26 protein-coding genes and 4 tRNA genes are annotated in these 25,907 nt (G+C 45.0%); 17 read left to right on the forward strand and 13 right to left on the reverse strand.

Annotation, left to right across the window (positions count from 1 at the left end):
* The first annotated feature begins 103 nt into the window (after nucleotides 1-103).
* The 5 genes from ONE56_RS03470 (at nucleotide 104) to ybaK (ending at nucleotide 4,766) form a co-directional block, all read left to right on the forward strand.
* Nucleotides 104-487 carry a SirB2 family protein gene (locus ONE56_RS03470; RefSeq protein ID WP_331439323.1) on the forward strand — a complete coding sequence of 128 codons (384 nt, stop codon included), beginning with the start codon at nucleotides 104-106 and terminating at the stop codon, nucleotides 485-487.
* 5 nt (nucleotides 488-492) lie between these two features.
* The gene (locus tag ONE56_RS03475) at nucleotides 493-1,302 is read left to right on the forward strand and encodes a SirB1 family protein (RefSeq protein WP_041156170.1); all 810 of its coding nucleotides are present in this window, start codon (nucleotides 493-495) and stop codon (nucleotides 1,300-1,302) included.
* Between the two features lie 65 nt (nucleotides 1,303-1,367).
* Complete coding sequence (gene kdsA, locus ONE56_RS03480) at nucleotides 1,368-2,219, forward strand: 3-deoxy-8-phosphooctulonate synthase (RefSeq protein ID WP_041156171.1); 852 nt, start codon at nucleotides 1,368-1,370, stop codon at nucleotides 2,217-2,219.
* A gap of 243 nt (nucleotides 2,220-2,462) precedes the next feature.
* Nucleotides 2,463-4,145 carry a bifunctional UDP-sugar hydrolase/5'-nucleotidase UshA gene (gene ushA / locus ONE56_RS03485; protein WP_041156172.1) on the forward strand — a complete coding sequence of 561 codons (1,683 nt, stop codon included), beginning with the start codon at nucleotides 2,463-2,465 and terminating at the stop codon, nucleotides 4,143-4,145.
* 147 nt (nucleotides 4,146-4,292) lie between these two features.
* A complete protein-coding gene (gene ybaK, locus ONE56_RS03490; protein ID WP_331439321.1) occupies nucleotides 4,293-4,766 on the forward strand; it encodes a Cys-tRNA(Pro) deacylase in 474 nt (157 codons plus the stop codon).
* A gap of 89 nt (nucleotides 4,767-4,855) precedes the next feature.
* Here ybaK and rluF read toward each other — a convergent pair whose 3' ends face one another.
* From rluF to ONE56_RS03505, 3 genes are all read right to left on the reverse strand, one after another.
* Nucleotides 4,856-5,962, reverse strand: a complete 1,107-nt coding sequence (rluF, locus tag ONE56_RS03495) for a 23S rRNA pseudouridine(2604) synthase RluF (protein WP_423840231.1) — start codon at nucleotides 5,960-5,962, stop codon at nucleotides 4,856-4,858.
* Nucleotides 5,963-6,058: 96 nt separating this feature from the next.
* Nucleotides 6,059-6,640 carry a DNA endonuclease SmrA gene (smrA, locus tag ONE56_RS03500; RefSeq protein WP_041156174.1) on the reverse strand — a complete coding sequence of 194 codons (582 nt, stop codon included), beginning with the start codon at nucleotides 6,638-6,640 and terminating at the stop codon, nucleotides 6,059-6,061.
* 124 nt (nucleotides 6,641-6,764) lie between these two features.
* Nucleotides 6,765-6,905: a DUF3149 domain-containing protein gene (locus ONE56_RS03505; protein ID WP_041156175.1), complete on the reverse strand. Its 141-nt coding sequence runs from the start codon at nucleotides 6,903-6,905 to the stop codon at nucleotides 6,765-6,767.
* A gap of 261 nt (nucleotides 6,906-7,166) precedes the next feature.
* Here ONE56_RS03505 and ONE56_RS03510 point away from each other — a divergent pair.
* The 3 genes from ONE56_RS03510 to ONE56_RS03520 all read left to right on the forward strand — a co-directional run bounded on the left by ONE56_RS03510 (nucleotide 7,167) and on the right by ONE56_RS03520 (nucleotide 7,547).
* Nucleotides 7,167-7,243, forward strand: a tRNA-Pro gene (locus ONE56_RS03510).
* A gap of 46 nt (nucleotides 7,244-7,289) precedes the next feature.
* Nucleotides 7,290-7,395 (forward strand) — tRNA-OTHER (locus ONE56_RS03515).
* Between the two features lie 46 nt (nucleotides 7,396-7,441).
* Nucleotides 7,442-7,547: transfer RNA gene (locus ONE56_RS03520), tRNA-OTHER, on the forward strand.
* A gap of 121 nt (nucleotides 7,548-7,668) precedes the next feature.
* Here the strand turns inward: ONE56_RS03520 and ONE56_RS03525 are convergent.
* Nucleotides 7,669-8,541: a TraB/GumN family protein gene (locus ONE56_RS03525; RefSeq protein ID WP_423840232.1), complete on the reverse strand. Its 873-nt coding sequence runs from the start codon at nucleotides 8,539-8,541 to the stop codon at nucleotides 7,669-7,671.
* 505 nt (nucleotides 8,542-9,046) lie between these two features.
* Here ONE56_RS03525 and ONE56_RS03530 point away from each other — a divergent pair.
* Nucleotides 9,047-11,698: a beta-N-acetylhexosaminidase gene (locus tag ONE56_RS03530; RefSeq protein WP_423840233.1), complete on the forward strand. Its 2,652-nt coding sequence runs from the start codon at nucleotides 9,047-9,049 to the stop codon at nucleotides 11,696-11,698.
* Between the two features lie 109 nt (nucleotides 11,699-11,807).
* Here the strand turns inward: ONE56_RS03530 and ONE56_RS03535 are convergent, their stop codons facing one another.
* Together ONE56_RS03535 and ONE56_RS03540 are read right to left on the reverse strand one after the other, a co-directional pair.
* Nucleotides 11,808-12,257: a DUF411 domain-containing protein gene (locus ONE56_RS03535; RefSeq protein ID WP_331439301.1), complete on the reverse strand. Its 450-nt coding sequence runs from the start codon at nucleotides 12,255-12,257 to the stop codon at nucleotides 11,808-11,810.
* A gap of 21 nt (nucleotides 12,258-12,278) precedes the next feature.
* Nucleotides 12,279-14,996 (reverse strand): copper-translocating P-type ATPase, encoded by a 2,718-nt coding sequence (locus tag ONE56_RS03540; protein WP_423840234.1) that lies wholly within the window; start codon nucleotides 14,994-14,996, stop codon nucleotides 12,279-12,281.
* A gap of 200 nt (nucleotides 14,997-15,196) precedes the next feature.
* Here ONE56_RS03540 and gltX point away from each other — a divergent pair, with 200 nt between their 5' ends.
* Nucleotides 15,197-16,624 (forward strand): glutamate--tRNA ligase, encoded by a 1,428-nt coding sequence (gene gltX / locus ONE56_RS03545; protein ID WP_041156178.1) that lies wholly within the window; start codon nucleotides 15,197-15,199, stop codon nucleotides 16,622-16,624.
* Between the two features lie 145 nt (nucleotides 16,625-16,769).
* On the opposite strand, the gene ONE56_RS03550 is transcribed toward gltX, so the two are convergent.
* From ONE56_RS03550 to ONE56_RS03560, 3 genes are all read right to left on the reverse strand, one after another.
* The gene (locus ONE56_RS03550) at nucleotides 16,770-17,276 is read right to left on the reverse strand and encodes a hypothetical protein (protein ID WP_041156187.1); all 507 of its coding nucleotides are present in this window, start codon (nucleotides 17,274-17,276) and stop codon (nucleotides 16,770-16,772) included.
* 219 nt (nucleotides 17,277-17,495) lie between these two features.
* Nucleotides 17,496-17,572, reverse strand: a tRNA-Arg gene (locus ONE56_RS03555).
* 120 nt (nucleotides 17,573-17,692) lie between these two features.
* The gene (locus ONE56_RS03560; RefSeq protein WP_331439306.1) at nucleotides 17,693-18,823 is read right to left on the reverse strand and encodes a flagellar assembly protein FlgT; all 1,131 of its coding nucleotides are present in this window, start codon (nucleotides 18,821-18,823) and stop codon (nucleotides 17,693-17,695) included.
* A gap of 186 nt (nucleotides 18,824-19,009) precedes the next feature.
* Here ONE56_RS03560 and ONE56_RS03565 point away from each other — a divergent pair, with 186 nt between their 5' ends.
* Nucleotides 19,010-19,648, forward strand: coding sequence for a FlgO family outer membrane protein (locus tag ONE56_RS03565; RefSeq protein ID WP_331439307.1), 639 nt, complete (start codon nucleotides 19,010-19,012; stop codon nucleotides 19,646-19,648).
* Between the two features lie 9 nt (nucleotides 19,649-19,657).
* Nucleotides 19,658-20,089 carry a flagellar assembly lipoprotein FlgP gene (gene flgP, locus ONE56_RS03570; protein WP_041156180.1) on the forward strand — a complete coding sequence of 144 codons (432 nt, stop codon included), beginning with the start codon at nucleotides 19,658-19,660 and terminating at the stop codon, nucleotides 20,087-20,089.
* A gap of 108 nt (nucleotides 20,090-20,197) precedes the next feature.
* Here the strand turns inward: flgP and ONE56_RS03575 are convergent, their stop codons facing one another.
* The 3 genes from ONE56_RS03575 to flgA all read right to left on the reverse strand — a co-directional run bounded on the left by ONE56_RS03575 (nucleotide 20,198) and on the right by flgA (nucleotide 21,852).
* Nucleotides 20,198-20,623, reverse strand: a complete 426-nt coding sequence (locus ONE56_RS03575) for a flagella synthesis protein FlgN (RefSeq protein WP_423840235.1) — start codon at nucleotides 20,621-20,623, stop codon at nucleotides 20,198-20,200.
* A 26-nt stretch (nucleotides 20,624-20,649) separates the two neighbouring features.
* The gene (gene flgM, locus ONE56_RS03580) at nucleotides 20,650-20,967 is read right to left on the reverse strand and encodes a flagellar biosynthesis anti-sigma factor FlgM (RefSeq protein WP_041156182.1); all 318 of its coding nucleotides are present in this window, start codon (nucleotides 20,965-20,967) and stop codon (nucleotides 20,650-20,652) included.
* A 138-nt stretch (nucleotides 20,968-21,105) separates the two neighbouring features.
* Nucleotides 21,106-21,852 carry a flagellar basal body P-ring formation chaperone FlgA gene (gene flgA / locus ONE56_RS03585; protein ID WP_041156183.1) on the reverse strand — a complete coding sequence of 249 codons (747 nt, stop codon included), beginning with the start codon at nucleotides 21,850-21,852 and terminating at the stop codon, nucleotides 21,106-21,108.
* Between the two features lie 76 nt (nucleotides 21,853-21,928).
* Here flgA and ONE56_RS03590 point away from each other — a divergent pair, with 76 nt between their 5' ends.
* Nucleotides 21,929-22,855, forward strand: a complete 927-nt coding sequence (locus tag ONE56_RS03590) for a chemotaxis protein CheV (protein WP_041156184.1) — start codon at nucleotides 21,929-21,931, stop codon at nucleotides 22,853-22,855.
* A gap of 11 nt (nucleotides 22,856-22,866) precedes the next feature.
* Nucleotides 22,867-23,694, forward strand: a complete 828-nt coding sequence (locus ONE56_RS03595; protein ID WP_041156185.1) for a CheR family methyltransferase — start codon at nucleotides 22,867-22,869, stop codon at nucleotides 23,692-23,694.
* A gap of 34 nt (nucleotides 23,695-23,728) precedes the next feature.
* On the opposite strand, the gene ONE56_RS03600 is transcribed toward ONE56_RS03595, so the two are convergent.
* Nucleotides 23,729-24,127 (reverse strand): hypothetical protein, encoded by a 399-nt coding sequence (locus ONE56_RS03600; protein WP_423840236.1) that lies wholly within the window; start codon nucleotides 24,125-24,127, stop codon nucleotides 23,729-23,731.
* 227 nt (nucleotides 24,128-24,354) lie between these two features.
* On the opposite strand from ONE56_RS03600, the gene flgB reads away from it, so the two are divergent.
* Genes flgB through flgD form a run of 3 tightly spaced genes read left to right on the forward strand, consistent with a single transcriptional unit; the run spans nucleotide 24,355 to nucleotide 25,897 of the window.
* A complete protein-coding gene (flgB, locus tag ONE56_RS03605; RefSeq protein WP_041156836.1) occupies nucleotides 24,355-24,750 on the forward strand; it encodes a flagellar basal body rod protein FlgB in 396 nt (131 codons plus the stop codon).
* Between the two features lie 5 nt (nucleotides 24,751-24,755).
* The gene (gene flgC, locus ONE56_RS03610) at nucleotides 24,756-25,172 is read left to right on the forward strand and encodes a flagellar basal body rod protein FlgC (RefSeq protein ID WP_041156835.1); all 417 of its coding nucleotides are present in this window, start codon (nucleotides 24,756-24,758) and stop codon (nucleotides 25,170-25,172) included.
* Between the two features lie 17 nt (nucleotides 25,173-25,189).
* Nucleotides 25,190-25,897, forward strand: a complete 708-nt coding sequence (gene flgD, locus ONE56_RS03615) for a flagellar hook assembly protein FlgD (protein ID WP_041156834.1) — start codon at nucleotides 25,190-25,192, stop codon at nucleotides 25,895-25,897.
* Nucleotides 25,898-25,907: the final 10 nt, after the last annotated feature.

The following is a 25,907-nucleotide window of genomic DNA, read 5'->3' on the forward strand; positions in this document are numbered from 1 at the left end:
TCAGTCAGCAGCCACTGTTGCCATGGTTAAAATTGCGAACACCAAAGCAATAAACGGTTTCATCGTGTTTGTAACCAGTGGCACAATACAAAAGAGAAGATAAATGTACGTAGCTTTAAAACATATTCACCTCCTAACCGTGGCGCTCAGTGCCACGTTATTATCGATCCGATTCGTATTGATGATGATGAACTCTCCAAAGCGCAACCATCGTTTTCTAAAAGTGTTTCCCCATGTGGTAGATACTGCGCTGCTATTGTCTGGTATTGCTCTTATCTTTATCACTGGTTTTATTCCGTTTACCGATGCTGCACCATGGTTGACGAATAAGATCACCTGCGTACTCGCGTACATCGCCTTAGGTTTTTTTGCATTGAAGTTAGCAAAAAACAAACTTCTGCAAATTTTTGGCTTTTTAGGCGCGCTGGGTTGGTTGGTGATGGCTGCGAATATTGCTGTTTCTAAAAGTCCGACGTTATTTGGGTAATCACTATGCTGGAGTTTTTTGACGAAGATTTCGACAATATGCCACTGGTGGATGGGGCGTTAGAGCTAAACAAGTCTATCAACCCAGAAACAGATGTAGATTGGGCGAAGCAAGAGCTAGAACGTTTATACCAAGAAGCGGAAGCCGCATTAGTTCATGAAACCGATGAAGAGCAACGATTAGATTCTTTTTTGCGTTTGTTTTTTCATGAATGGGGTTTTAAAGGTGACGAGCAAGAGTATTTTATCTCTGATAACAGTTTTATTGATAAGGTGCTCGAACGCAAAAAAGGGATACCTGTCAGTTTAGGAGCAGTACTGCTACATCTTGGCCAAAAGCTCGGTTTTCCTTTAAAGGGCGTCACTTTCCCAACGCAATTTTTACTCAAAGTTGATTGGATGCACAAAGCACCTGATTACATCAACCCATTTAATGGCGAGTATGTGGGCAAGAAAATTTTACAAGCTTGGTTGATTGGTCAAGAAGGCCCGCTTGCGCAGCTAAAACCGGAGCATTTTGAAGAAGCCGATAACCCAACCATCATTGGCCGTTGGTTAGCGCTGATTAAAAGCGCCATGCTACGTGAAGAGCGTTACACGTTAGCGTTGCGCTGTACTAATCTTGCCCTCACGTTTGTGCCTGACGATCCTTACGAAATTCGTGATCGTGGTTTTATCTTCCAGCAGTTGGAGTGCCATCAAGTGGCTGTGTCAGATTTCCAGTACTTTATTGACCAGTGCCCCGACGATCCTGCTTCTGAGCTACTAAAATCGCAAGTGAATGTGATGACTGAAAAGCAAGTGACGCTGCACTAAATCAGACCTAATTTTATCGATGTGCTTGATGTGGCGCATCGTGGACAGAAAGAAAGAGAATCAATATGGAACAGAAAATCGTTAATATCGGCGACCTTCAGGTTGCGAACGACAAGCCGTTTACCTTATTCGCAGGCATGAACGTTCTCGAGTCTCGTGATCTTGCTATGCAGATTTGTGAACACTACGTAAAAGTGACCGATAAACTGGGTATTCCATACGTATTTAAAGCCTCGTTCGATAAAGCAAACCGCAGCTCTGTTCACTCGTACCGTGGCCCTGGCTTGGAAGAAGGTATGAAAATCTTCCAAGAGCTAAAAGACACGTTTGGCGTGAAAATTATTACGGATGTTCATACAGAAGCACAGGCACAACCGGTAGCGGATGTGGTCGATGTTATTCAGCTTCCGGCTTTTCTTGCTCGTCAAACAGACCTTGTTGAAGCTATGGCAAAAACAGGTGCGGTTATCAATGTTAAGAAACCTCAGTTTATGAGCCCTGGCCAAGTAGGCAATATTGTTGAGAAGTTTGCCGAGTGTGGTAACGAAAATATCATTCTTTGTGAGCGCGGCTCTTGCCATGGATATGATAACTTAGTTGTGGATATGCTTGGTTTTGGCGTAATGAAAAACGCGTCGAAAGGCAGCCCAATCATTTTTGATGTCACCCACTCATTACAAATGCGTGATCCATCAGGTGCGGCATCTGGTGGCCGTCGTGAACAGACGGTGGAACTGGCAAAAGCAGGTCTGGCGACAGGCATTGCGGGTCTATTCATTGAAGCTCATCCGAACCCAGAGCAAGCACGTTGTGATGGGCCATCCGCTCTGCCACTCGACAAGCTAGAGCCATTCCTTGCACAAATGAAGTCTCTGGATGATTTGATCAAAAGCTTTGCGGACATTGATATCAAATAGCCACATTGTGTGTCATCTCAAAAATAGCCAACCAAGTGTTGGCTATTTTTTTGTCTGTGATCTCAATAAGGATGGCTTTTCGACCTCACTTTCGAATATTGATGATCAATGCATCATAATCGTGAAATCAATATGTTAGGCGACATTTATTTGGTTAGACTACACTCATTGATTAGCAACAAAAATTTTGTTGCTTAAAAGCATCAAAGCAGTGGACCTCAAAAGAAAGAAAAAGGTAAGGCAATGAAACAACGTCTGATGATAAAAACCGCATTAAGTGCCGCGATTCTGTTTACTCTTGGTGGGTGTGCGACAGAACCAGCCCATGAATGGAATGAAAACACGACCTACAAGTTAACCGTTCTGCATACAAACGATCACCATGGCCGCTTTTGGCAAAACAAATACGGTGAATATGGCATGGCAGCACGGAAAACCCTAATCGATGAGTTACGTGATGAAATCAGAGAGGAAGGCGGCAGCGTATTGCTTCTTTCTGGTGGTGATATCAATACAGGAGTTCCCGAGTCTGATTTACAAGATGCTGAGCCTGACTTCAAAGGGATGAGTAAAATTGGCTATGATGCCATGGCGTTAGGTAATCATGAGTTTGATAATCCACTCGACGTGTTGTTTAAACAACAAGAGTGGGCAAACTTCCCGCTGCTATCTGCCAACATTTACGACAAGAAAACGGGTAAGCGTTTATTCCAGCCTTATGAAATGTTCAATAAACAGGGCATCAAAATCGCGGTTATTGGATTAACGACAGAAGATACCGCGAAACTTGGGAACCCAGAGTTTATTGAGCAAATTGATTTCCGCGATCCCAAAGAGGAAGCGAAAAAACTGATTGCCGAATTAAAACAGACCGAAAAGCCTGATTTAATCATTGCAGCTACCCATATGGGGCACTACGAAAATGGTAATCGTGGAATCAATGCGCCAGGTGATGTGGCATTGGCTCGTTACCTAGCTGAAGGCGATTTGGATATGATCGTCGGTGGGCATTCACAAGAGCCAGTCTGTATGGAAGGGCCGAACGTTATTAAAAAGAATTTCAAACCTGGCGACGAATGTAAACCGGATCTGCAAAATGGTACCTATATTGTACAAGCCTACGAATGGGGTAAGTATGTAGGACGTGCAGATTACGAGTTCCGCAATGGTGAACTCTCGATGGTAAGCTACGATCTGATTCCGGTGAACTTGAAGAAAAAAATCGAAGTTAACGGAGAATCACAACGTGTCCTTGTGCAAGATGAAATTGCTCAAGATGAAGCGATGTTGTCCTTCCTGCGTCCTTATCAGGAGAAAGGTCAGGGGCAGCTTAATGTTAAAATTGCCGAGTCAAATGGTAAGTTGGAAGGCGATCGTAACGTCGTGCGTTTCCAACAAACTAACTTAGGTCGCTTGATTGCCACGGCTCATATGCAGCGTGCAAAAGCGGACTTTGCCATCATGAACTCCGGTGGCGTGAGAGACTCTATAGCGCCGGGTGACATTACCTACAAAGATGTTTTAACTGTACAGCCATTTGGCAATATGGTGACTTATGTTGATATGACTGGACAAGAGGTGCTGGATTATTTGAACGTGGTTGCAACCAAACCCGTTGATTCTGGTGCGTACGCTCAGTTTGCTGGTATCTCGATGAGCATCGAAAATGGTCAAGTGACGAATGTTTTTATCGGTGAGAAACAGTTGAATTTAGATGACCAATATCGCTTTACCGTACCAAGTTATAACGCTGCTGGTGGCGATGGTTACCCGAAGATTGACGACCATCCAGGTTACGTCAACACAGGCTTTACGGATGCAGAAGTGTTAAAAGAATATCTGCAATCGCACAGTCCAATTGACGTTAATGAATATGCGCCTGCGGGGCAAGTTAAATACATCACCAATAATGTAATCGTACAGTAACTTGCTTATGTCATTTGAGGATATGAGTTAATCAAGTTCATTGTCATTGGTGATAAACGATTGACTCAAACTTGTCGATATCATTAACTTAAAACACAGAGTCCGTTTAATGACTCTGTGTTTTTTGTTTTTAGAAGGAGAGTATTGATGACTCCGGCCATTAATCTAGCGAAAAAGAAAAAAGTGCCACACACCATTCATCAGTATGAACACGACCCAAGAGCCGATAGTTATGGACTGGAAGCGGCAGAGGTGTTGGGGCAAGACCCTAAGACGGTGTTTAAAACATTACTGTTTTGTTTAAATGGTGAACCAAGAAATTTGGCGGTTGCCATTATTCCTGTCGATCAGAAATTGAATCTTAAACTGGCAGCAAAAGCAGCCAAAGGAAAGAAAGCGGATATGGCTGATGCGGATATTGCACAGAAAACAACTGGCTACGTTGTCGGCGGAATCAGCCCGTTGGGGCAGAAAAAAGCATTGCCAACATTTTTGCATGAAAGTGCGAATGAGCTGGACACGATTTGTGTCAGTGCAGGGAAGCGAGGGCTAGAGATAGAGTTGGCCCCACAAGATCTGTTGCTGTTAACTCGTGGTCAGTTTGCATCGTTGTGTTTGTAATTGAGCGAGATTTTTGCTTTTAACTACAGGACGCATAAGCGTCCTGTAGTTATATGGGGTAGGCTATCTAGGGCTTAGCAAGGATAGCGTTATTTTTTTAAGCTCAATGTGCCGCCACTACGTTTTGCTGGCTTGCTAGGTTTTGTCGCATTCGGATTCGCGTAGAATTGCTTTGGCTTACTTGGTGCATGCGGCTTATGTTGTGATTGAGATTTTGCGTCTTGCCCTGCGGGTTTCGCCCGGTCTCGTTCTTTGGCTGGACGTGCGCTTTCGTTCTGGCGCTGACGGTGTCCCTGCTGACCTTTTTTCGAGTTAGGAGCATGGCGAAACTCATCCGCGTTATTTCCACGGAAGGTACGCGTTTTTTGGTTGCGACGAGCGGTGGACTCTTGGTTTTCATCTCGGCTATCAAACAGCTTTGCGTCGGTCGCTTTTCGAATCTGGCGGCCTCGAGCATCCATTTTTGACGCTTCTTCCGTGCCAACAGAACCGTCGCACATCGCGAGAATTTCATTGACTTCATTATCAGTCAGGTAGCGCCACTTACCATTTGGGATGCCATCTAAAGAAATATTCATAATACGAACTCGACGCAGTTTAAACACTTCATAACCCAATGCTTCACACATACGACGGATCTGACGGTTTAAACCTTGAGTTAGAACGATACGGAAAGAGAATTTGGTCTCTTTGGTCACTTTACATGGCAGCGTGACGGTATCGAGAATTTTTACACCAGTCGACATTTGCTTGAGAAAATCGCCTGTGATGGGCTTGTCGACCCGTACTACGTATTCTTTCTCGTGGTTGTTACCTGCGCGAAGGATCTTGTTAACGATATCGCCGTCGTTGGTCAAAAAAATCAATCCGTCCGAAGGCTTATCGAGGCGACCGATCGGAAAAATACGTTTTTTATGACCAATAAAGTCAACAATGTTACCCGGGACATCTCTTTCTGTCGTACAGGTGATTCCGGTCGGCTTGTTCAGCGCGATATAGATAGGCCTTTCTTTCGCTGCAACTGGCTTGCCATCGACGCAGACATCATCGCCAGGGAGCACTTTAGTGCCCATTTCTGGTGTATTGCCATTGATGGTGACACGACCTTGTTCAATCAATCGGTCGGCTTCACGACGTGAGCAAAAGCCAGTTTCGCTGATGAATTTGTTTAAGCGTTTCGCATTATCTTGTGACATGTTGGTCTCCTAACGTTTCACAACGGCGGTCAATAAGAATTCCCCTTAGCACTGGCAAGGGGAGATAAGGGAGCGCATTCTAACACCGAGGGAAGCTTAGCCCAATCGTTTTTGATGACGCTCTCGGTTTTCGAGTTTCTTATCGGCACTTTTCTTTAACAGTACGTAAACCGCGCCACTGCCACCATGGAAACGCTGCGCCGTGTGGACACATTGCACTTCATTGATTTGTTGCAGCCAACTACTAACAAAGCTTTTCATTAATGCTGGGGGATTAGAGCGTTCACCGCGACCGTGTACGATCATAACGGTTCGAATGTCCATAGAAATGCATTGTTTGAGGAACTTGACCACTTCATCACGTGCCTCTTTTAGCGTTTTGCGGTGTAAATCTAAACGAGCCTGAATTGGGTATTTCCCTAGGCGGAGTTTACGATATACGCCGTCTTGTACCCCATCGCGCTTGTATTCAACGAAGTCATCTGGCTTGAGCATGTTGGCATGGTCGAGCGACAAATATTCTGGGTCATCTTCTGTAAGCCATATTGCCGCTTCGCGCTTCGCAAGCTGTGCTTCCGTGACTTGATGAACCTTCTTGAGTTCTGCGGTATCTTGGGTGATAGGTTTAACGTCGCCCATCATCTGTTGAAATAAATCTAAATCGTCATCGTGAGACATAACGGCGATCTCATAAGAACTGGACAGGTAGATTATATTGACGAGATGTGGGAAAAAATCAATAAAAAACCGGAGTAGGCAAAAAACCGACTCCGGTGCAAAGCGTTTTTGGCTAAGCGAGATTCTAGTGAGGAGATTTGTCGTTCATTACCTTATAGATGAAGAAACCGCCGTAAAACAACATTAGACTTATCGCACCAAAGATCACAATCATTGATGATAGACCCACTGCATTACCAAATAGAAGATCAAACCAAAAGTCCATAATATTTCCTCTAAGATATTCCCGACAAGTGCCAAACTAAATTGCGATGGTTTTTTCAGCACTGATCTGGATCAATTATGTTTCTAAGGTTAACAGACTGTGTTTAATTGTGAGCTGTTAGTCACATTTAGCGTGCTAGTGTTCAGTAATTCAGCAAACGAATTATGACAATGGATTTTTTTAGGAAAAGCACTTGCGTCTCAGATGAGAATCCGTAATATACCCATTCGTTGACGGGGATAACTTCTCAGTTAAACGTTTCGGTGAATAGCGCAGCTTGGTAGCGCATCTGGTTTGGGACCAGAGGGTCGGGGGTTCGAATCCCTCTTCACCGACCATATTTAGAGCCTCAGCAAGTTGCTGGGGCTTTTTCATATCTACAGGTTGTAAATAGCGCAGCTTGGTAGTGCATCTGGTTCTTTGTAAACATAGCGGACCAGAGGGTCGGGGGCTGGAGCGCCAGTCCGATCGAATCCCTCTTCACCGACCATATTTAGAGCCTCAGCAAGTTGCTGGGGCTTTTTCATATCTACAGGTTGTAAATAGCGCAGCTTGGTAGTGCATCTGGTTCTTTGTAAACATAGCGGACCAGAGGGTCGGGGGCTGGAGCGCCAGTCCGATCGAATCCCTCTTCACCGACCATATTTAGAGCCTCAGCAAGTTGCTGGGGCTTTTTCATATCTACAGGTTGTAAATAGCACAGCTTGGTAGGACCTAGGTCCTAGAACCTAGAACCTAGAACCTAGAACCTAGATCTTCCATTTCAAATCTCACACCTAGCTTTGCCCGTCTTACCCAAAGGCGTTATCTCAAATCCGCGTTGTGCCAGCAGTTCAATGAGATTGCCTTGCCCGACCAAATGCAAACTACCGACGACGACTGTATAGCGGCCTTCTTTTTGCGGCAGTAGGTTGCCAGAGTCTAACTTTGCTGCCCAATCGCGGTTACGAGAATACAAGAACGCATCATTAAACTCATCACTGGCTTCATCCGTCAGTGTGGCCTCTATTAAGGCGTTGTCGTCACCACTGCGCCAACTCTCAATAAGGCACTGAATCATCTCTTCCCCTCGGTGAGATTCTTTGAGTGTCGACATTAACATTTCTTTACCGGAATCAGGCTGACCTGAAATAAGGTCAACTTGAAACTGAAGTGACTCCAGAGAAAGGACGGGTATCCTTAGCTCATCGGCCTGATTAATCAAATGCATGTCCACGCCATTTTCAGCGATGTATCCCAGTTTATTGACAAATGCGAGTTGAATCATCAATGCCGTGGACCAAGGCGGAGAATTAAGAAGTTGTTTTTCTGATAGTCCAAGTTCTTTTGCGATTTCTATCAGTTCTCTTCGTTGAGCTCTGTCTAGAATCATTTTTGTGGCGATGGAATCTTTTGGATAGACAATGGATTCCGAACTTCTGATATCCGCTTCGATGATTAATCCATTGCTTGTTTTCAGGTAGTTGGTGATGGCTCGGGGTAGTGGATACATACTATCGTCTCCTACATGAACGGAACCAATGATCATGTACTCGATGCTGCCTTTTTTCACTAACCAATGTTGTGGTTCTGCGAATGATGAAAAGGAAGTTAAGCCGACGATGAGAGATGACAGTAGTGCCATGAGACGAACCATATTTTTATCCTTTTATAGACTTCACTTTCAATTTATACCTTAGACAAGGGGCGGTGTAAAAACATGACCTATCTATGTTGGTATCGCTTTTTTTGCTCCGACAAAACCGTCATTTCAATAAATTTTGACGAGCTTTAACGAGGGATAAGTGTGAACAATTTCACATAACTGACTTTGACGGTGGTCTGCCCATCTTTTTGTTAATGCTTGGATGTGATCAGGGTCCAGTTAAACCCCGTTTAATCCATCGATATTCATGACACAGATCGCGAAAAACACGTCAAAAAGAGTTGTTCGTTTTTAACGTTTTTATTAAGTGTATGATTCTTTTTATTTTATTGTTGTGTTGAATTGTGAAGTTTGAGCAGGATCACTTCTTAATTTTATTTATTTTACGCTTAGAAAAAACAAGTTGTATGTTGAATGCATCGGTTGAACACACGGTTTGGTGTGCTCACTATTCTCATTATTGTCGTTTTAAATATGGATTTTTTGGGGAAGTAAGATGTTAAAACATAGCCTGATTGCTGCTTCTGTTATCACTACACTAGCGGGTTGCTCTGCGCTTCAGAGCAATGAACAACAAGTGGTCAATTCACTGGCCAATAACCTTGATATTCAATATGAAGTGTTGACCAACCACGGAGCGAACGATGGACTTGCCTGTCAAGACATGGGGGCGGAGTGGGCGTCTTGTAACAAGGTCAATATGACGTTAACCAACCAGGGTGACGCAGTTGAATCAAACGATTGGGCCATTTATTTTCATAGTATTCGTCTGATTCTGGACGTTGAAAATGAACAATTTAAAGTGACTCGTGTGACGGGAGATTTACACAAACTTGAATCTACAGACAAGTTTGACGGCTTCGCTGCCGGAGAAGAGGTTGTTATACCGCTAGTTGGAGAATACTGGCAATTATTCGATACGGACTTTATGCCTGGTGCATTTGTTGCGGCTGAAAATGCCGAACCAAAAATGATCGCATCTTTAAATACCGAAGACGTTGACTCTTTTGTTTCTGGACTTGAAGGGGACAACTTAAAGCGAACGCCTGATGACAACAATGTGTTTGCCAACGCGCTCACTCGTTTTGATAAAAATCTGGATTTAGAGAAGCAAGATGTTTCTGCGACGTTACTTCCTACCCCAATGCATGTTGAAGTCGGTAATGGGAATGTCGATATCGCAAATGGTCTTTCATTACCTAAATCTGCATTCGATGACGATCAATATGCGGCAATCCAAGCCCGAAGTGAGGTGATAGGCGTCGATATTGAAGGCCGTTTTCCTGTCAGGGTTTCCGTCGAACCAAGCGCTTTTTCTGGTGAACTGAAAAAGTCAGGTGCTTACCAGATGAGCATCAAACAAGATGGGATTTCAATTCAAGCATTTGATAAAACGGGCGCCTTTTATGCTGTGCAGTCTATCTTTGGTTTGATAGATAGCCAGAATACAGATTCACTGGCCCAAGTTACGATTAAAGACGCCCCGCGTTTTGCCTATCGTGGTGTTATGGTTGATGTAGCGCGTAACTTCCATTCAAAAGCGGCAATCCTAGCAACATTGGATCAAATGGCTGCGTACAAAATGAATAAGCTGCACTTACATTTGACTGATGACGAAGGCTGGCGTTTGGAGATTCCGGGTTTACCAGAACTGACAGAGATTGGTGCAAACCGTTGTTTTGATCTCGAAGAGAAAAGTTGCATATTGCCTCAGTTGGGATCCGGCCCAACCTCAGAGAACTTTGGTTCGGGTTACTTCAGTAAAGCGGATTATGTGGAAATCTTGAAGTATGCAAAAGCGCGCAGTATTGAGGTAATCCCAGAGATCGATATGCCAGCCCATGCCCGTGCCGCCGTCGTGTCAATGGAAGCGCGTTATGATCGCTTGATGGCTGAAGGGAAAGAAGCTCAGGCCAATGAATATCGTTTGATGGATCCGCAAGACACATCCAATGTCACTACGGTTCAGTTTTACGACAAGCAAAGCTTTATTAACCCATGCATGGAATCGTCAACACGCTTTGTGGATAAGGTCATTTCTGAAGTCGCAGCGATGCACCAAGAAGCAGGTTCTCCACTGACGACGTGGCACTTTGGTGGTGATGAAGCGAAAAACATCAAATTGGGCGCGGGTTTCCAAGATGTAAAAGCGCAAGAGAAAGTGAGTTGGAAAGGGAACATCGACCTTTCTAAACAAGACAAGCCATTCGCTCGCTCACCTCAGTGTCAAGCCTTGATTGCCGAAGGTAACGTCAGTGATTTTGCTCATTTACCAAGTCACTTCGCTGAGCAAGTGTCCAAGCTAGTTGCTGAGAAGGGCATTCCTAATTTCCAAGCATGGCAAGATGGTCTGAAATACAGTGAAGGCCCCAAAGCGTTTGCCACCGAAAACAATCGTGTAAACTTCTGGGACGTACTCTACTGGGGTGGAACCTCTTCGGTCTACGAATGGGCCCAGAAAGGTTATGACGTGATAGTGTCTAACCCAGACTATGTATATATGGATATGCCATACGAAGCCGACCCTAAAGAGCGTGGCTACTACTGGGCTACACGTGCGACAGACACGCGTAAAATGTTTGGCTTTGCACCAGAAAACATGCCGCAAAATGCGGAAACCTCGTTGGATCGTGACGGTAATGGCTTCTCAGGCAAAGGCGAAATCAAGGCGAAGCCGTTTTATGGATTGTCTGCACAGTTATGGTCTGAGACAGTACGTAATGATGAGCAATATCAATATATGGTATTCCCACGCGTACTGGCAGCAGCAGAGCGAGCATGGCACCGTGCAGAGTGGGAGAACGATTACCAAGTTGGGGTAGAGTACTCACAAGACACGAATCTTGTTAACAAAGACGCGTTAAATCGTGATTACAACCGCTTTGCTAACTTGCTTGGACAGCGTGAGTTGACCAAACTTGAAAAATCGGGCATTGAGTATCGTTTACCGGTTCCAGGAGCAAAGATCGACAATGGTCGCTTAACGATGAATGTTCAGTTTCCTGGTGTTGAGCTGCAGTATTCCCAAGATGGCAAAAACTGGCAGACATATTCTGATAATGCTCGTCCAGCCGTTAACGGTGAAGTGTTTATCCGTTCCGTATCACAAACTGGTCAACGTGCGAGTCGTGTAACCCGCGTCCGATAATCATAGCGTTGGTGAGCGGAATACTCTGTTAAAATAGGTTCCTTACTTAAAGCCCTCAAACCTGTTATTAGGTTGAGGGCTTTGTTTTTATGGGGAAACCTGATGTCTATTACTTGTCGTTGCCTTTATAGTGGCGGTATTCATATACCTGTCCTTGTGCGTTGAAGGCATAAACAGTGTAGCTGTCTTTTTTATCTCCGTATTCCATCCCTGGTGAACCCATTGGCATACCGGGTACTGCAAGACCTTTGGCGTTCTTAGGCGGATTTGCTAAGAATGCTTTGATGTCTGCGGCAGGGACGTGCCCTTCGAAAAGATACCCATTAATTTCAGCGGTGTGGCATGAATACAATTTCTCATTGTTCATGCCTAATTCACGCTTGATGGCATTCATGTCTTGATGTTTTTTTTCTTCAACGGTAAAGCCATGCTCTTCCATGTGTTTTGTCCAATCACCACAACAGCCACAGTAAGGCGACTTGTGGTTAATGACATCGGCGGCGAGTACGTTAGCGGATACTGTTGTCAGTATTGCGAAGGTTAAGAGTTTCAATTTCATAGTAGCCTCTTAAAGAACGGGTTATTTAACAGAAAACAGTCTTAATCGGTTGGCATTACTCACAACCGTAATTGACGATAGGGCCATTGCTGCTCCTGCCACAACGGGACTCAGCAAAAAACCAAATGCTGGATAAAGGACACCGGCAGCAATTGGAATACCTAGAGAGTTATAAACAAACGCTCCAAACAAGTTTTGCTTCATGTTTTTAAGTGTCGCACGGGACAATTCGATGGCATGAACGACGGCCATGGGGGACGTGTTGAGAATCGTCATTTGTGCGCTTTCGATCGCGACATCGCTGCCACTGCCCATCGCAATGCCAAGGTCCGATAGGGCTAACGCTGGGGCGTCATTAATGCCATCGCCTATCATCGCAACCGTACGACCCTGATCCTGGAGTTTTTGTATTGCTTGTGCTTTCTCATCCGGCATAACTTGAGCGATCACTTCATCAATACCAAGCTCCTGACCAATGGCTTCTGCGACATGTTGGTTGTCACCCGTTAACATTACGGTTTTGATGCCTTGTGATTTTAATGCTGCAACGGCTTGTTTGGCGTCAGATTTAATTGGGTCGGCAATGGCAATCAGGCCAATAAGTTTTCCATCAAGAGCGACGGCAACTGGCGTCCAAGCATTCTGAGCACATTGTTCGATAGCATCTTGAAGTGCGTCTGTTTGTACGCGCTCTGCTTGCATAAATTGCAATGAACCAATTTGTAAGGATTGACCTTGGTAAGTCGCGACGATGCCTCGTCCTCGAATATTGTCAAAGGAATCCAACGTGACGGTCTTTGCATGGTGCTGTTTTGCAAAGTCACAGACTGCTTTTGCGAGAGGATGCTCGGATTGGCGCTCTGCGGCATAGGCCATGGCGAGCAGATCCTCTTCACTTGTCGCGTGCGTGAAGAGTTGCTGTACACTCGGCTTTCCTTGCGTCAATGTGCCTGTTTTATCAAAGACAACTGTATCAAGCCTACTGGCTAATTGCAGGGCATCGGCGTCTTTGATCAATATACCCAGCTCAGCGGCTTTACCCACCCCGACGGTGACAGAAAGCGGAGTCGCTAAACCTAGCGCGCAAGGACAAGCGATGATCAGAACGGTGGTGGCGACCACCAACATATAACTGGCCTGTGGTGCAGGTCCAACCGCCAACCAAACCAGAGCGGATAAAATCGCAATCGCAACCACGACAGGAACAAACACTGAAGATATTTGGTCGGCGAGTTTTGCGATGGCAGGTTTACTGCTTTGCGCGCTGCGAACCATACGGATGATTCGGGCCAGCATAGTATTACTGCCAATACCAGTTGCTTCAATAATAAGACTGCCATCAGTGTTAAGGGTGCCAGCAGAAACTTGAGCGTCTTTTGTTTTGAGCACAGGAACTGGCTCACCCGTAAGCATCGATTCGTCGACATAAGACTCACCTTGCATCACTGAACCATCAACAGGGAGTTTCTCCCCAGGTTTAATTCGCAGTGTCATTCCTAAGGTGATTTGCTCAACTCTAATATCTTGATCGCCTTGCTCTGTGATCACGGTAGCGCGTTGAGGTTGCAGGTTCACGAGCGCTTGCAATGAGCGTGTTGTATTTGCTTTCGCTTTTGCCTCGATATAGTGACCCAATGAAATCAAGCCAATGATCATCGCACTGGCTTCAAAATAGACGTGGCGCGATGCAGAAGGGAACCAGTCTGGGAAAATTACGACCAGCATAGAGTAAGTCCAAGCCGCACCAGTGCCTAGAGCGACTAAGGTGTCCATGGTTGCGCGTTTGTGCGTAGCAGCCAACCAAGCATTACTGAAAAAGTGCTTACCTGCAGTGGATAACAGTATCAAGCAGAGCACACCAACTGCACCCCACGCAAGCTGATCGTTAGTGTTGTTCACCATCATGTTGCCGCCAGCTATGCCCCAAACCATTAAAGGTCCACCGACAACTAAACCAGCTATTGCATCCAGCTTGAAGCGTTTTTGTTGTCGACGCTGTTGCTCGGCTTGTTTCTCTTGCTGTGTCGCGGCATCTTGCAGAATTTCACCGTCGTACCCCGCTTGTTTTACGGATTCGACAATGGATTGATGCAGTGCCTCAGAGTCTTTATCAATAAAGATTAAGGCGCTTTGTTCTGCCAGGTTCACTTGCGCTTTTTCGACACCAGCTACACTGGTCAGTGCTTTTTCAACGGAAGATACACAACTCGCACACGTCATACCTTGAACGAGCATTTGAATTTGAGTCCCCGTCGCTGATGGAATTTCTTCTACCTTGCTTCTTGGCTCAGTTGGTTGAGTATTCTGTTCATTTTTACTGGTCTCAGTCTGATCACTGATGGTTTCTTCTTCGTCAGACTCTACGCTGGCGTTGTAGCCCAGAGTAGCAACCAGTTCGATGACTTGTGGTTCTGAAAGAATCGTTCGGATGCTTAAGTGTGTCTTAGAAGCTTCAAATGAAATCACATTCGAGTTTGACTCTAAAAGTGAAGAAAGCTTATTAACGCATCCTCCACAGCTCAAACCTGATAGGTGAAGCTCATACGTGTTGCCTGCTTTGTAACCTAAGGATTCAATAGAGTGAACGATATCTTCTAAAGAATCTTCAGTATTGATTTCAACTGAGGTTGGAGACAAATTGCTGATTTCAACATGGTGATTGGCATGCAATGTTTTCTCCACTTTTCTCGCACAGCCCATGCAGTTGAGCCCTGACATTGGGACGACAAACTGATTCATAACTTGTCCTCATTATTAGCAATGTAATGAGCTTAAACCTTCCTGCAAGGGTAAGGTCAAGTTTTGTTGTCTCTCTCTATCTAGAGATATCAACACGGAATGATTGTAGAATTGACTTAGGGTGTTAAAATGTCGCCACTTTACATCCTTGACATTATGACGAGAGCCTTCTCGTTGCACATTATCCTTAAGGAACTCAAATGACGGTTAAAACTCGTTTTGCTCCTAGCCCAACTGGCTATCTACACGTTGGTGGTGCGCGCACTGCACTTTACTCTTGGCTTTACGCGAAAAACCAAGGCGGAGAATTCGTTCTTCGTATTGAAGACACTGACCTTGAACGTAATTCGCAAGAAGCGGTAGATGCAATCCTCGAAGGCATGGAATGGTTAGGTCTAAATTGGGATGAAGGTCCTTACTACCAGACTCAACGTTTTGATCGTTACAATGAAATGGTTGATAAGCTGCTCGAAGAAGATAAAGCGTATAAATGCTATGCGTCTAAAGAGTTGCTGGATGAAATTCGTGCTGAGCAAGAAGCCAACAAAGAAATGGCTCGTTACGATGCAAACCATCCAAAGATTAAAGCCGCGAATGAAGCTGCTAAAGATGGCGACCCGTGTGTCATTCGCTTCCGCAATCCAAAAGAGGGAAGTGTGGTATTCGAAGACCAAATCCGTGGTCGTATCGAAATCAGCAACACACAAATGGATGACCTTATCATCCGTCGTACCGATGGCTCACCGACGTACAACTTTTGTGTAGTGGTTGACGACTGGGATATGGGTATCACTCACGTCGTGCGCGGTGAAGACCACATCAACAATACGCCTCGTCAGATCAACATCTACGAAGCATTAGGTGCACCAGTACCAACATTCGCACACTGTGCCATGATTCTAGGTGATGACGGAGCGAAGCTGTCTAAACGCCACGGTGCGGTATCGGTAATGCAATACCGCGATATGGGTTACTTACCAGCAGCACTAAATAATTACCTAGTGCGTCTGGGTTGGTCTCATGGCGACCAAGAGATCTTCACACAAGAAGAGATGATCAACCTATTCAGCCTAAATGCGGTATCAAAGTCAGCGTCTGCATTCAACACTGACAAGCTACAATGGTTGAACAACCACTACATCAAAACATCTGAACCAGCGTACGTTGCAGAGCACCTACAATGGCATCTTGATCAGCAAAAACTGGACGTCACAAATGGCCCTGCAATCACAGACGTGATCAAGTTGGTTGGTGAGCGTTGCAATACGCTAGTGGAGCTTGCTGAGCAAATCCGTTACTTCTACGAAGATTTCTCTGAGTTTGAAGCGGGAGCAGCGAAGAAACACCTGCGCGGTGTGGCGAAAGAGCCTTTGGAGCTTGCTCTAGCGAAAGCAGAAGCACTGACTGAGTGGACGACAGCGAACATCAAAGATGGCGTTATTGCAGCAGTATGTGAAGAGCTAGAAATTGGCATGGGCAAAATCGGTATGCCTTTACGTGTCGCGGTAACTGGCGGTGGTCAGTCTCCTTCCGTAGATGCAGTAATGGCGCTGATTGGCAAAGATCGTTGTGTTGCTCGCATCAAAATGGCACTGGCATTTATTGCTGAGCGTGAAGCCAACGCATAGTTCAAGGCTAAGGCTCTGCTAATCGGAAACCGCGGTATGTACACCGCGGTTTTTTTATTCCGGTAGAAAAGTCACTATCGAACTGCTGGCTATCGAATCACTCACGCGACCCTTTTTCTAACTCGAAATGAAGGGAGTATCAGCTTTACTTAAGCCCAATGCTACTTAAACGTCCCATATAAACCAAAATCTCGAGATTGTCTTTGTGTGCTTCTAGCAAGGCCTTTTTGGTCTGCATGTAGGCGGCGAGCTTGCCATACTTACTAATTGAACGCACAACCGTCTTATACTTGTACTCTCCGTTGTCATCGAATTCGCGCCATTTAGCAATGTAACATGTGTCTCGGTTGTCGGGATTTTCAAGGGTAGGGTTTGGTTTGTGAACGATTTTTGGCTCAACGCTATGTGGTAGACGCGTCATCAAGTATGGATCTTTTAATAAACGGCGCCAAAATTTCCCCCACATTTGCCGCCCCAGTTCATTTCTCAATTTGATGGCTTTTTTTAGCCCTTTCTCTTCTCCAATCCGAACGAATCCGACAGAGCGGTGAAGTACCGTATCTTCTGGCGTATGTATATGGATCTTAAAAGCTGTCTTACCTTTCGAAATGAAGCGGTGTCCAGTATTTGTTATTAGATTACTTTTAGACATGATCTTAATAATATTTTTATTAATATCCGAAGAATAGGTAAAGTTCTCCATTAATTAAAGACATAAAATATAAAACTGTAAATAGTATTGGAAAATGACTTCAAGGTCATACGTGTGGTGTCGAAGGCTAAGTACGGTATTACGTGATCCGTAACGTGACCGTTTTCGTTGAGAAAAGAAAAGGCTAGTAGTGACTATCTCGCTAGCCTTTTTGAGAAATGGCGCCCCCAGTAGGATTCGAACCTACGACCTGTCCCTTAGGAGGGGACTGCGCTATCCAGCTGTGCCATGAGGGCGAAGAACCATAGACTTTCCATGATATTCAAAAGAAAGCATATCTCAAGGTTTTATGTCCGGTTGTGTTCGGGAATGCTGTTTTTTTGAGCGAGAAGTGTTCGCCCAAGCTCAACGCCTCCCTAATACCTGCTCATCACGTCACCAATTTGGACACTAGATGCCAAATTAGGTTGATCAATGGTGAGCTCTGCTTCGTGTTCATAAATACGAGAGACTGTTAACGTAATCTCGCTTTGAGATACTTTATTGCGTGGTAAACCATGTTGGTCAATGAATGCTGCGGTATGCCAAAGTTGCAGAGTGTCACCCTCTTTCACGCCATGTATTCGACCAAGATCCATCGTCACTGTGTTGCCAAATACTGCGACAACTTCTGGCAATGTTATTTTGCAAGACAATTCTGCTTCCAGATCCAGCATTATATTGCGACTGACTCGTAGCAACATCTCACCATAAGTAGACGCCCAGAAGCGAGCACTTTTAGTGTCAACCTGGCTAGTCTTCGCAAACGGCCATTGCGCGACTTCCCGGTAGGTTTTATTGAAGACTTCGTGGCCAGTTTTGCCATCATAGACGTTCATCTCCAAGGCAAACTGGCGGTTGATAATGTCGTCTTGTAATGTTTGAGACTCAACCGTCGCGGTTAAGTCAGTGATTTCCCCACCTAAGATATATTGAGCACCATTATCTTGCGCAATCATTTGTGTGCGAGCTGGGGTATGACTGCTAATGAAGTAGTCGGTCGTACCAACAGAAACAAAGCTGCGTGAGGTTTGATCTAACTGACGATTCACGACTCGGCTAAAGTCGTCACCGACACGGTAGATTTGCCCCATGACGGCTTGTTGGGGTGAGGCAATGTCGATGTTTCCAACCAGAACCGTTTTTTTGTATTGGTTGGTGTGGCAACCCGTTGCCGATGGATAGATGTCGACTCGAATCTTAACTTTGACTTTTCCACTTTTTGTACGCTCAGAAACGACAAGAATGTAACGGACTTCATGGTTAGTGAACAGGTATTCGTTGCGATTCTCTTCTAATAACGGCATGAGATTACTAATACTGCCAATATCCGCACCCGAAAAATTGACGGCTTTGAAGAGGGCGTCTTCTAACGCATGGAGTCTTGCCGCTTCTTTAGAAGAAACGATAGTGGCAACTCCTGTCACTTCATACCATGCTGCCACTGCGCGAAAGGGCAGGAGCAATATTAAAGTGGTTGAAAATAAAGTAATTAATATTTTTTTCATTGGTTATGGCCGTTTAGGTATAAATATTGCTTTTATAAAATCAGCAAAGTTTGGTGGTCATTTTCTGAGTGAGACATACAAAGAAAAGCAAAGACTGTTCCAACATTCAGTATTCAGCAAGGAAATTGGGTTTCTTGCGAGAAAATGAAGAATAGTGCCACCTTATATAATCTGGAGAATCGAACCATGAAAAAGTGGCTTGTTGCCGCCTCGATGATGACGCTTTTGACATCGTGTGCGTACTCACCAATTTACAATGGTAAAGAGCCTTATTCAGGCAGCCAGTTCACGTTGATGGACAGCCCGCGCCATACGTTGGACTTTTTTATCGAAAGCATGACGGAAGATCTGATGGTATCTAACGTCGCTGTGTCATCGCGCACACCTATTGCTGTCACCTCGTTTGTGGACGTTCAGCACATGGATGCAACCAACTGGTTGGGAAACTCGGTATCGGAAGGGTTTATTTATCAGTTCCAGCGCCGTGGTTTTAAAGTGGTTGATTTCAAAACCACTGGATCGATTCAAGTCACTCAGCAAGGTGATTTTGCATTAAGCCGTGACTGGCAAGACCTGGCTCAAGAACAGGAAGTTCAATATGTGCTAACAGGAACCATGTTGCGTCAAGAAGGTGGCGTTTTAGTGAATGCGCGAGTAGTCGGTATGCAGAGCCGTATTGTAGTGGCAACTGCACAGGGCTTTTTGCCTGCCGACCGCATCGGACGTGATTTGGATACACTCAATAGTATTCGTACTCAAGATGGTGTGTTAATTCGTTCCGACCCAACTATTCGTCAGCCATACACTGTGATTCTCCGCCCATAGGATGTGACCATGAAGAAATTAGTTTTTATTATCGCCACGTTAGTACTGATGGGGTGTCAGCCACTACAACAAATGCGTCAAGATGAAATTTTGGTGGCGGTTGGGTACGCGAGTGTGAGTGAGCAAACCGGCCGAAGTGTTGAAGAACAACGCGTTCGCGCAATGAGAGCGTCTAAAATTGATGCTTACCGTGAATTAGCGGAACAAGTGTATGGCATGCGCATCAGCGGGCGTGCAGAGTTACAAGACCAGCGATTGGGCGTGGAAAATACATCGGGTGCCGTTGATGGTGTTATTCGTGGTGCTGAGGTAGTACGCAGCTACTTAGTTGAAGACAGCTATGTAACCGAGTTGCGTTTGGATATCCGCAAAATGGATAAAATGCGTGGCTATGGTGAAGTTCAGCAAGTCCCAGAGAAACGTCAGCAAACCCTGTTTTAATTTAATCATTTGGGTATAGCGTCTTTTTCGCGGCTAATTGGCAACAATTAGTCGCTTTTTTTCTGCAGGATATTCTGAATATTGGCTGTGGAAGAAGAGAAGGTGCAATTAGGCTTTGATATTGGTGCCAAGCGTAGAAATGGTGTGGGCTTTACCGCCAGAGTTATAGGTCATGCCGACTTTTCCATGGCTGCGTTGAAGCATATTATTGAGCTTATTGAAGCTCATTTGCGCACGGTTAAGCGACTCCCCATTGACTTGGTTGACTTGCTGACAGTCCAGAACGATAGATTGGATTTGGTCAACAATCTGTCTTAGATTCTCATCTTCGGTAAGTAGATTGACATGCGGGTGAGAGGCGATGCGTTGATCAGTCGTACGAAGTTGATCAATCAATGTCATTTTCTTTTTGGCAATATTTTCGATCTCAGAAGAGACACGTGCGGTAATGGCATGCGTTTCCTGACTTAAAATCTCAGAAAGTGCTTTGGCATTTTCTAATTGGAAATGAACGAGATCGACTAATGCTGCCATGAATTCTTACCTTAAGCCTAAGCGAGTTAGCTGTTGCCCTGCAGTTCGTTTTCAAACTTTATCATATTATCAGCCAACTTTTCTGGATCAACTTTGTATGAACCGTTTGTGATAGCTTCCTTGATGGCAGCGACTTTCGCACTGTCATATGCCGGTGATGATGCCATATCTTTCTGTAGTTGGCTAACCGCTTTACTTTGTTGGCTAAGTGATACCGCGTCTTGCTGAGCGGGCGTTTTCTTAGCTTCTGTTGCACTGTTGGTGCTTGATTCACTACGTGCAGGAGCGCGACTGTTTGTCGTCATTATTTGCCCTGAGCGTATATTGTTATCTATACCTGCCATGTTGTATTTTGCCTTGTATCGTCATACTGGTATTCAGACTATCGACCAATGCGAAAATAACTTTAGTCATTTTTTGCGTTCTTATTGGGCGATTTTTACGGAGCTTACTCATCACTAAAATTCGTTGCGTCAATCAAGCTAAAAAGTGATGGTGATTTCCGCTATGTCAGTCACGATTCCTTCTATTATACGCTGAGAGTTGTCATTTTTCACTCTTACTTGGTCCCCGGTCGCGCCGTCCTGCAGAGCGGTACCTTGCGTGGTGATGGTCATGCCCTGTTTTACGGCTTTAATGGTCACTCTTTCATTGCGGCATACGACGCACACATCATTCCGTTCGACGACATCGCCCAGACGCACGCTGCGCTTTAATTTTGCTCCTACCACTTGTTCATAGCTGGAAAATCCATCTTTGCGAAAGCGTTGTAGCTCAACCATGGATATGGTCACATCGGATGCTCCCACGAGTTCTCCGCGTCCAAGTTGACGAGTTGCGACTACCATAGGGACTGATGAAGAGACTCTTACAGGCACGTAAACTTTCCAGTTGTCGGCCGGACATTCAACCAACACGTTAATGTTGCTGCGCGTATTGCTGGTGGTCGATGCTGAAGTATCCAGTGGTTCTGGGCAGTCAGTTGCTTTAATTCGGTTATCGATGTCCGCCGCATTCACACTGAGCTCACCGCCAGTAGGTTGCTCTACCGTGGCAAGAATGTGTTGTTCCGCTGCGGTTTTTATTTGCTCTAACTGATTTTCTGTTGCTGCATGTGCAAAAAAGCTAAACATACTGAGAAAAATGCCGATAGACTTAACGTACTTTGTAAATAACGCTCTACTTATTGTCATACTCAATGGTATCTGGGTGTTAGTGAGGTACGTCATACTGTTTCCCTGGGATAATGCTTACCAGTGATAGAGTAACATTTAAAAACCAAAAGTTTGAGATGGAGATGAGCATATGACGGGGATTCTTGACTCTGTAAACCAGCGTACACAACTCGTCGGTCAAAACCGATTAGAATTATTGACCTTTCGATTGATGGGACGTCAGCGCTATGGCATTAACGTCTTTAAAGTAAAAGAGGTGCTACAGTGTCCCAAGTTGACTGCCATGCCAAACCTTCACCCGTTGGTGAAAGGGGTTGCTCATATTCGTGGCCATACGGTATCTGTGATTGACCTAAGCCTTGCCATTGGCGGCAGACCAACTACTGACATTGATAAATGTTTTGTTGTGATCGCAGAGTTTAACCGTTCTATTCAAGCTTTCTTAGTTTCTTCTGTTGAGCGCATCATTAACATGCATTGGGAAGGAATCTTACCTCCGCCGGAAGGGGCAGGTAAGGCACATTATCTGACTGCGGTAACGAATATCGATAATGAATTGGTCGAAATTCTTGACGTGGAAAAGATTTTAGCTGAAATAGCTCCTATTGATGAAACGATGAATGCGACCATCGGAGAGGAGATAGCGCAAGCCGAGCAATCCAAGCAGATTGTCCGCCGAATTTTAATTGCCGATGACTCGACGGTCGCTCGCAAGCAAGTCGAACGCGCCATTACTTCTATTGGCTTTGAAGTGATTTCAGTGAAAGACGGCAGAGAGGCTTATAATAAGCTCATAGAAATGGCGCAAGAAGGCAGTATTTACGATCAGATTTCTTTAGTGATTTCTGATATTGAGATGCCAGAAATGGACGGCTATACCTTAACCGCAGAGATTCGTAGACATGCTGAGTTGAAAGATCTTTATGTTATCCTTCACTCTTCACTAAGCGGTGTTTTCAACCAAGCGATGGTTGAGCGTGTTGGTGCCAACTCGTTCATCGCAAAATTCAACCCAGACGAACTGGGTAACGCGGTTAAAACTGCATTAACAGAATAAAAGAGACATTAATGACAGCTATTACAATCAGTGATCAAGAGTATCGTGACTTTAGCCGTTTTCTAGAATCGCAATGTGGCATTGTGCTTGGCGATAGTAAGCAGTACTTGGTGCGCAGCAGATTAAGCCCTTTGGTGACTAAATTTAAAATCGCTTCGTTATCTGATTTATTACGAGATGTTATTTCGGGTCGAAATCGTGAATTGCGCCTTGCTGCAGTCGATGCGATGACGACCAACGAGACGCTGTGGTTTCGAGATACTTATCCATTCACGGTTTTAGCTGACAAGCTGTTACCTGAAGTGGCGGCAAATAAACGGCCTATCAAGATTTGGTCTGCCGCCAGTTCGTCAGGTCAAGAACCGTACTCTATCGCGATGACTATACTGGAAACTCAGCAGCGTAAACCGGGTTTACTGCCAAATATTTCTGTTACTGGCACTGACATTTCAGCCAGTATGTTGGATATGTGCCGTGCGGGTGTGTATGACAATCTTGCGTTGGGACGTGGTCTTTCTCCGGAGCGCCGACGCACTTTCTTCGAAGATGCTGGCGATGGTCGAATGAAGGTCAAAGACAACGTTAAGCGCCTGGTAAGTTTTCGCCCTCAAAACCTGATGGAAAGTTATGCACTCATGGGGAAGTTCGACATTATCTTTTGTCGTAATGTTTTGATTTACTTTTCTCCAGAAATGAAGTCAAAAGTGCTGAACCAAATGGCAAATAGCTTAAACCCAGGTGGTTACCTGTTGTTGGGCGCATCCGAATCATTGACGGGTCTGACTGACCGATTTGAAATGGTGCGTTGTAATCCGGGTATCATTTATAAGTTGAAATAGTAGACAGGGTCCTAGGTTTCTAGGATCCTAGATCCTAGGGGAGAACGCTGGTGAGTCTGTATTTATAAGGGCTTTTGAGTGTGTTATTTAGGAATACGGAGCGCTTCGCTAACAGAGTACAGAAGTGCTTGACATCCGATCTAGGTGGTTGAAAATAATCCGTAATCCGTAATCCGTAATCCGTAATCCGTAATCCGTAATCCGTAATCCGTAATCCGTAATCCGTAATCCGTAATCCGTAATCCGTAATCCGTAATCCGTAATCCGTAATCCGTAATCCGTAATCCGTAATCCGTAATCCGTAATCCGTAATCCGTAATCCGTAATCCGTAATCCGTAATCCGTAATCCGTAATCCGTAATCCGTAATCCGTAATCCGTAATCCGTAATCCGTAATCCGACGCCTTATATTTGCTCCCGAGAACTCCAACACTCTCTGCTAGAATCTAGAACCTTCCCCTATATCTTTGCCTCACACCTATAACAAGGTGTATCTTTAACAATAGCCAAGTCGATTAGACCTGACATTCCACTAATTGGCTTGTTTATTGCTATCCCAATATACGATAACGGTGAGCAATAATAAGAGGTGTGTTTTTTTGGCACACTACTTGCTTTTTAGTTATTCATACCGGTCAGTTCTTAATTGTAGAGGCAAACATGGCTATATCTTTTGACAACGCATTAGGCATCCACCAGTACACGGTGGGTGTACGTGAACGCAACGCTGAGGTGATTTCCACCAACATTGCGCAAGCAAACACGCCTGGCTATAAATCAAGAGGTTTAGACTTTGCTAAGGAATTGCAGGCGGCAACGTCAGGGGCAAGCATTGGTCTTAGCCGTACTGATGGTCGGCATATTTCTGCCACTACGACTTTGATAGGGGATAAGTTATATCGTCTTCCTACACAACCTGATACGGGTGATGGCAACACGGTCGATTTGGATTTAGAGCGTAACCTGTTTATGCAAAACCAAATCAGACATCAAGCATCACTCGACTTTTTAGGCGGCAAGTTCAAGAACTTAACCAAGGCAATCAAAGGGGAATAATTTAGATGAGTTTATTTAACGTTTTCAATGTGACAGGTTCCGCAATGAGCGCTGAATCCGTTCGTCTGAATACTACCTCAAGCAACTTGGCGAATGCTGATAGTGTCAGTAGCTCTGCGAAAGACACGTATAAAGCGCGTCATGCTGTGTTTGGTGCTGAGTTGAGTAACGCCATGCGTAGTGGCGGTGATACGGTGCCAGTGAAAGTGTTAGGTATTGTGGAAAGTGATAAACCGCTTAATGCGGAATACAACCCAGATCATCCACTTGCAAACGAAGAAGGCTATATCTACAAGCCTAACGTGAATGTAATGGAAGAGATGGCCAATATGATCTCAGCCTCTCGTGCATATCAAACCAATGTACAAGTCGCTGATTCAAGTAAACAAATGCTGCTGCGTACGCTGCAGATGGGTCAATAAGGATAAGGGGGTAGCGTATGGCCGGAATCAATAACGTTGGTCAAAGCGGCTTGTCCTACATTGACCAGCTTAAAAGCCTACAAGACAACAAAAAAACGGAAGAGAGCACGGGTAAACAAGACTTAAAACAAGAAGACTTTTTATCTTTGCTAACCAAGCAGTTGTCTCAACAGGACCCGTTTAAGCCGGTCAGTAATGACCAGATGATTGCGCAAATGGCGTCATTTGCGACCGTCGATGGTATCGGCAAGATGAACACTCAATTTGAGAGTTTGAATTCGTCGATGACATCAAATCAAGCATTGCAAGCCTCCTCGTTGGTTGGACGTGATGTGTTGGTTCCTGGCGCGGCAGGTGTGAAGCAAGATAATGCTTCAATGGCGGCAATGGTGAAGCTTTCGCAACCTATCGACAACTTGTTTGTTCGTGTGGAAAACGCAGCTGGCCAACTGGTTCGTACCTTTGAGGTAGGCGCGAAACCTGCCGGCGACAGCCGAGTGCTTTGGGACGGAAATGATGAAAGCGGAAATCCGTTGCCTGCTGGCAAATACAACGTGAAAGCATCTGGCTTAGTGGATGGAGAATCGAAAGAGTTTCCTGTTTCGACTTATGCCAATGTCAACAGTGTATTGCTGGGTAAAGGCGATGGAAACGTATTACTCAATCTGGCTGGTTTTGAATCGCCAGTTCGACTTGCAGAAGTATTGGAAGTCGGTAAGGCGTAATGAATAGCGC

The sequence above is a fragment of the Vibrio mytili genome (assembly GCF_049563345.1).
GTDB lineage: Bacteria > Pseudomonadota > Gammaproteobacteria > Enterobacterales > Vibrionaceae > Vibrio > Vibrio mytili.

Coding starts and splice junctions, on each gene's coding strand:
- ushA (WP_041156172.1), top strand. CDS start 2,463: ATGAAACAACGTCTGATGATAAAAACCGCATTAAGTGCCGCGATTCTG.
- ONE56_RS03565 (WP_331439307.1), top strand. CDS start 19,010: ATGAAAAAGTGGCTTGTTGCCGCCTCGATGATGACGCTTTTGACATCG.
- ONE56_RS03550 (WP_041156187.1), bottom strand. CDS start 17,276: ATGTCTAAAAGTAATCTAATAACAAATACTGGACACCGCTTCATTTCG.
- ybaK (WP_331439321.1), top strand. CDS start 4,293: ATGACTCCGGCCATTAATCTAGCGAAAAAGAAAAAAGTGCCACACACC.
- ONE56_RS03505 (WP_041156175.1), bottom strand. CDS start 6,905: ATGGACTTTTGGTTTGATCTTCTATTTGGTAATGCAGTGGGTCTATCA.
- flgM (WP_041156182.1), bottom strand. CDS start 20,967: ATGGCAGGTATAGATAACAATATACGCTCAGGGCAAATAATGACGACA.
- ONE56_RS03470 (WP_331439323.1), top strand. CDS start 104: ATGTACGTAGCTTTAAAACATATTCACCTCCTAACCGTGGCGCTCAGT.
- rluF (WP_423840231.1), bottom strand. CDS start 5,962: ATGTCACAAGATAATGCGAAACGCTTAAACAAATTCATCAGCGAAACT.
- kdsA (WP_041156171.1), top strand. CDS start 1,368: ATGGAACAGAAAATCGTTAATATCGGCGACCTTCAGGTTGCGAACGAC.
- ONE56_RS03560 (WP_331439306.1), bottom strand. CDS start 18,823: ATGAAAAAAATATTAATTACTTTATTTTCAACCACTTTAATATTGCTC.
- ONE56_RS03595 (WP_041156185.1), top strand. CDS start 22,867: ATGACAGCTATTACAATCAGTGATCAAGAGTATCGTGACTTTAGCCGT.
- ONE56_RS03530 (WP_423840233.1), top strand. CDS start 9,047: ATGTTAAAACATAGCCTGATTGCTGCTTCTGTTATCACTACACTAGCG.
- ONE56_RS03475 (WP_041156170.1), top strand. CDS start 493: ATGCTGGAGTTTTTTGACGAAGATTTCGACAATATGCCACTGGTGGAT.
- ONE56_RS03525 (WP_423840232.1), bottom strand. CDS start 8,541: ATGGTTCGTCTCATGGCACTACTGTCATCTCTCATCGTCGGCTTAACT.
- ONE56_RS03590 (WP_041156184.1), top strand. CDS start 21,929: ATGACGGGGATTCTTGACTCTGTAAACCAGCGTACACAACTCGTCGGT.
- flgB (WP_041156836.1), top strand. CDS start 24,355: ATGGCTATATCTTTTGACAACGCATTAGGCATCCACCAGTACACGGTG.
- flgP (WP_041156180.1), top strand. CDS start 19,658: ATGAAGAAATTAGTTTTTATTATCGCCACGTTAGTACTGATGGGGTGT.
- flgA (WP_041156183.1), bottom strand. CDS start 21,852: ATGACGTACCTCACTAACACCCAGATACCATTGAGTATGACAATAAGT.
- ONE56_RS03540 (WP_423840234.1), bottom strand. CDS start 14,996: ATGAATCAGTTTGTCGTCCCAATGTCAGGGCTCAACTGCATGGGCTGT.
- ONE56_RS03575 (WP_423840235.1), bottom strand. CDS start 20,623: ATGGCAGCATTAGTCGATCTCGTTCATTTCCAATTAGAAAATGCCAAA.
- flgD (WP_041156834.1), top strand. CDS start 25,190: ATGGCCGGAATCAATAACGTTGGTCAAAGCGGCTTGTCCTACATTGAC.
- ONE56_RS03535 (WP_331439301.1), bottom strand. CDS start 12,257: ATGAAATTGAAACTCTTAACCTTCGCAATACTGACAACAGTATCCGCT.
- flgC (WP_041156835.1), top strand. CDS start 24,756: ATGAGTTTATTTAACGTTTTCAATGTGACAGGTTCCGCAATGAGCGCT.
- smrA (WP_041156174.1), bottom strand. CDS start 6,640: ATGTCTCACGATGACGATTTAGATTTATTTCAACAGATGATGGGCGAC.
- gltX (WP_041156178.1), top strand. CDS start 15,197: ATGACGGTTAAAACTCGTTTTGCTCCTAGCCCAACTGGCTATCTACAC.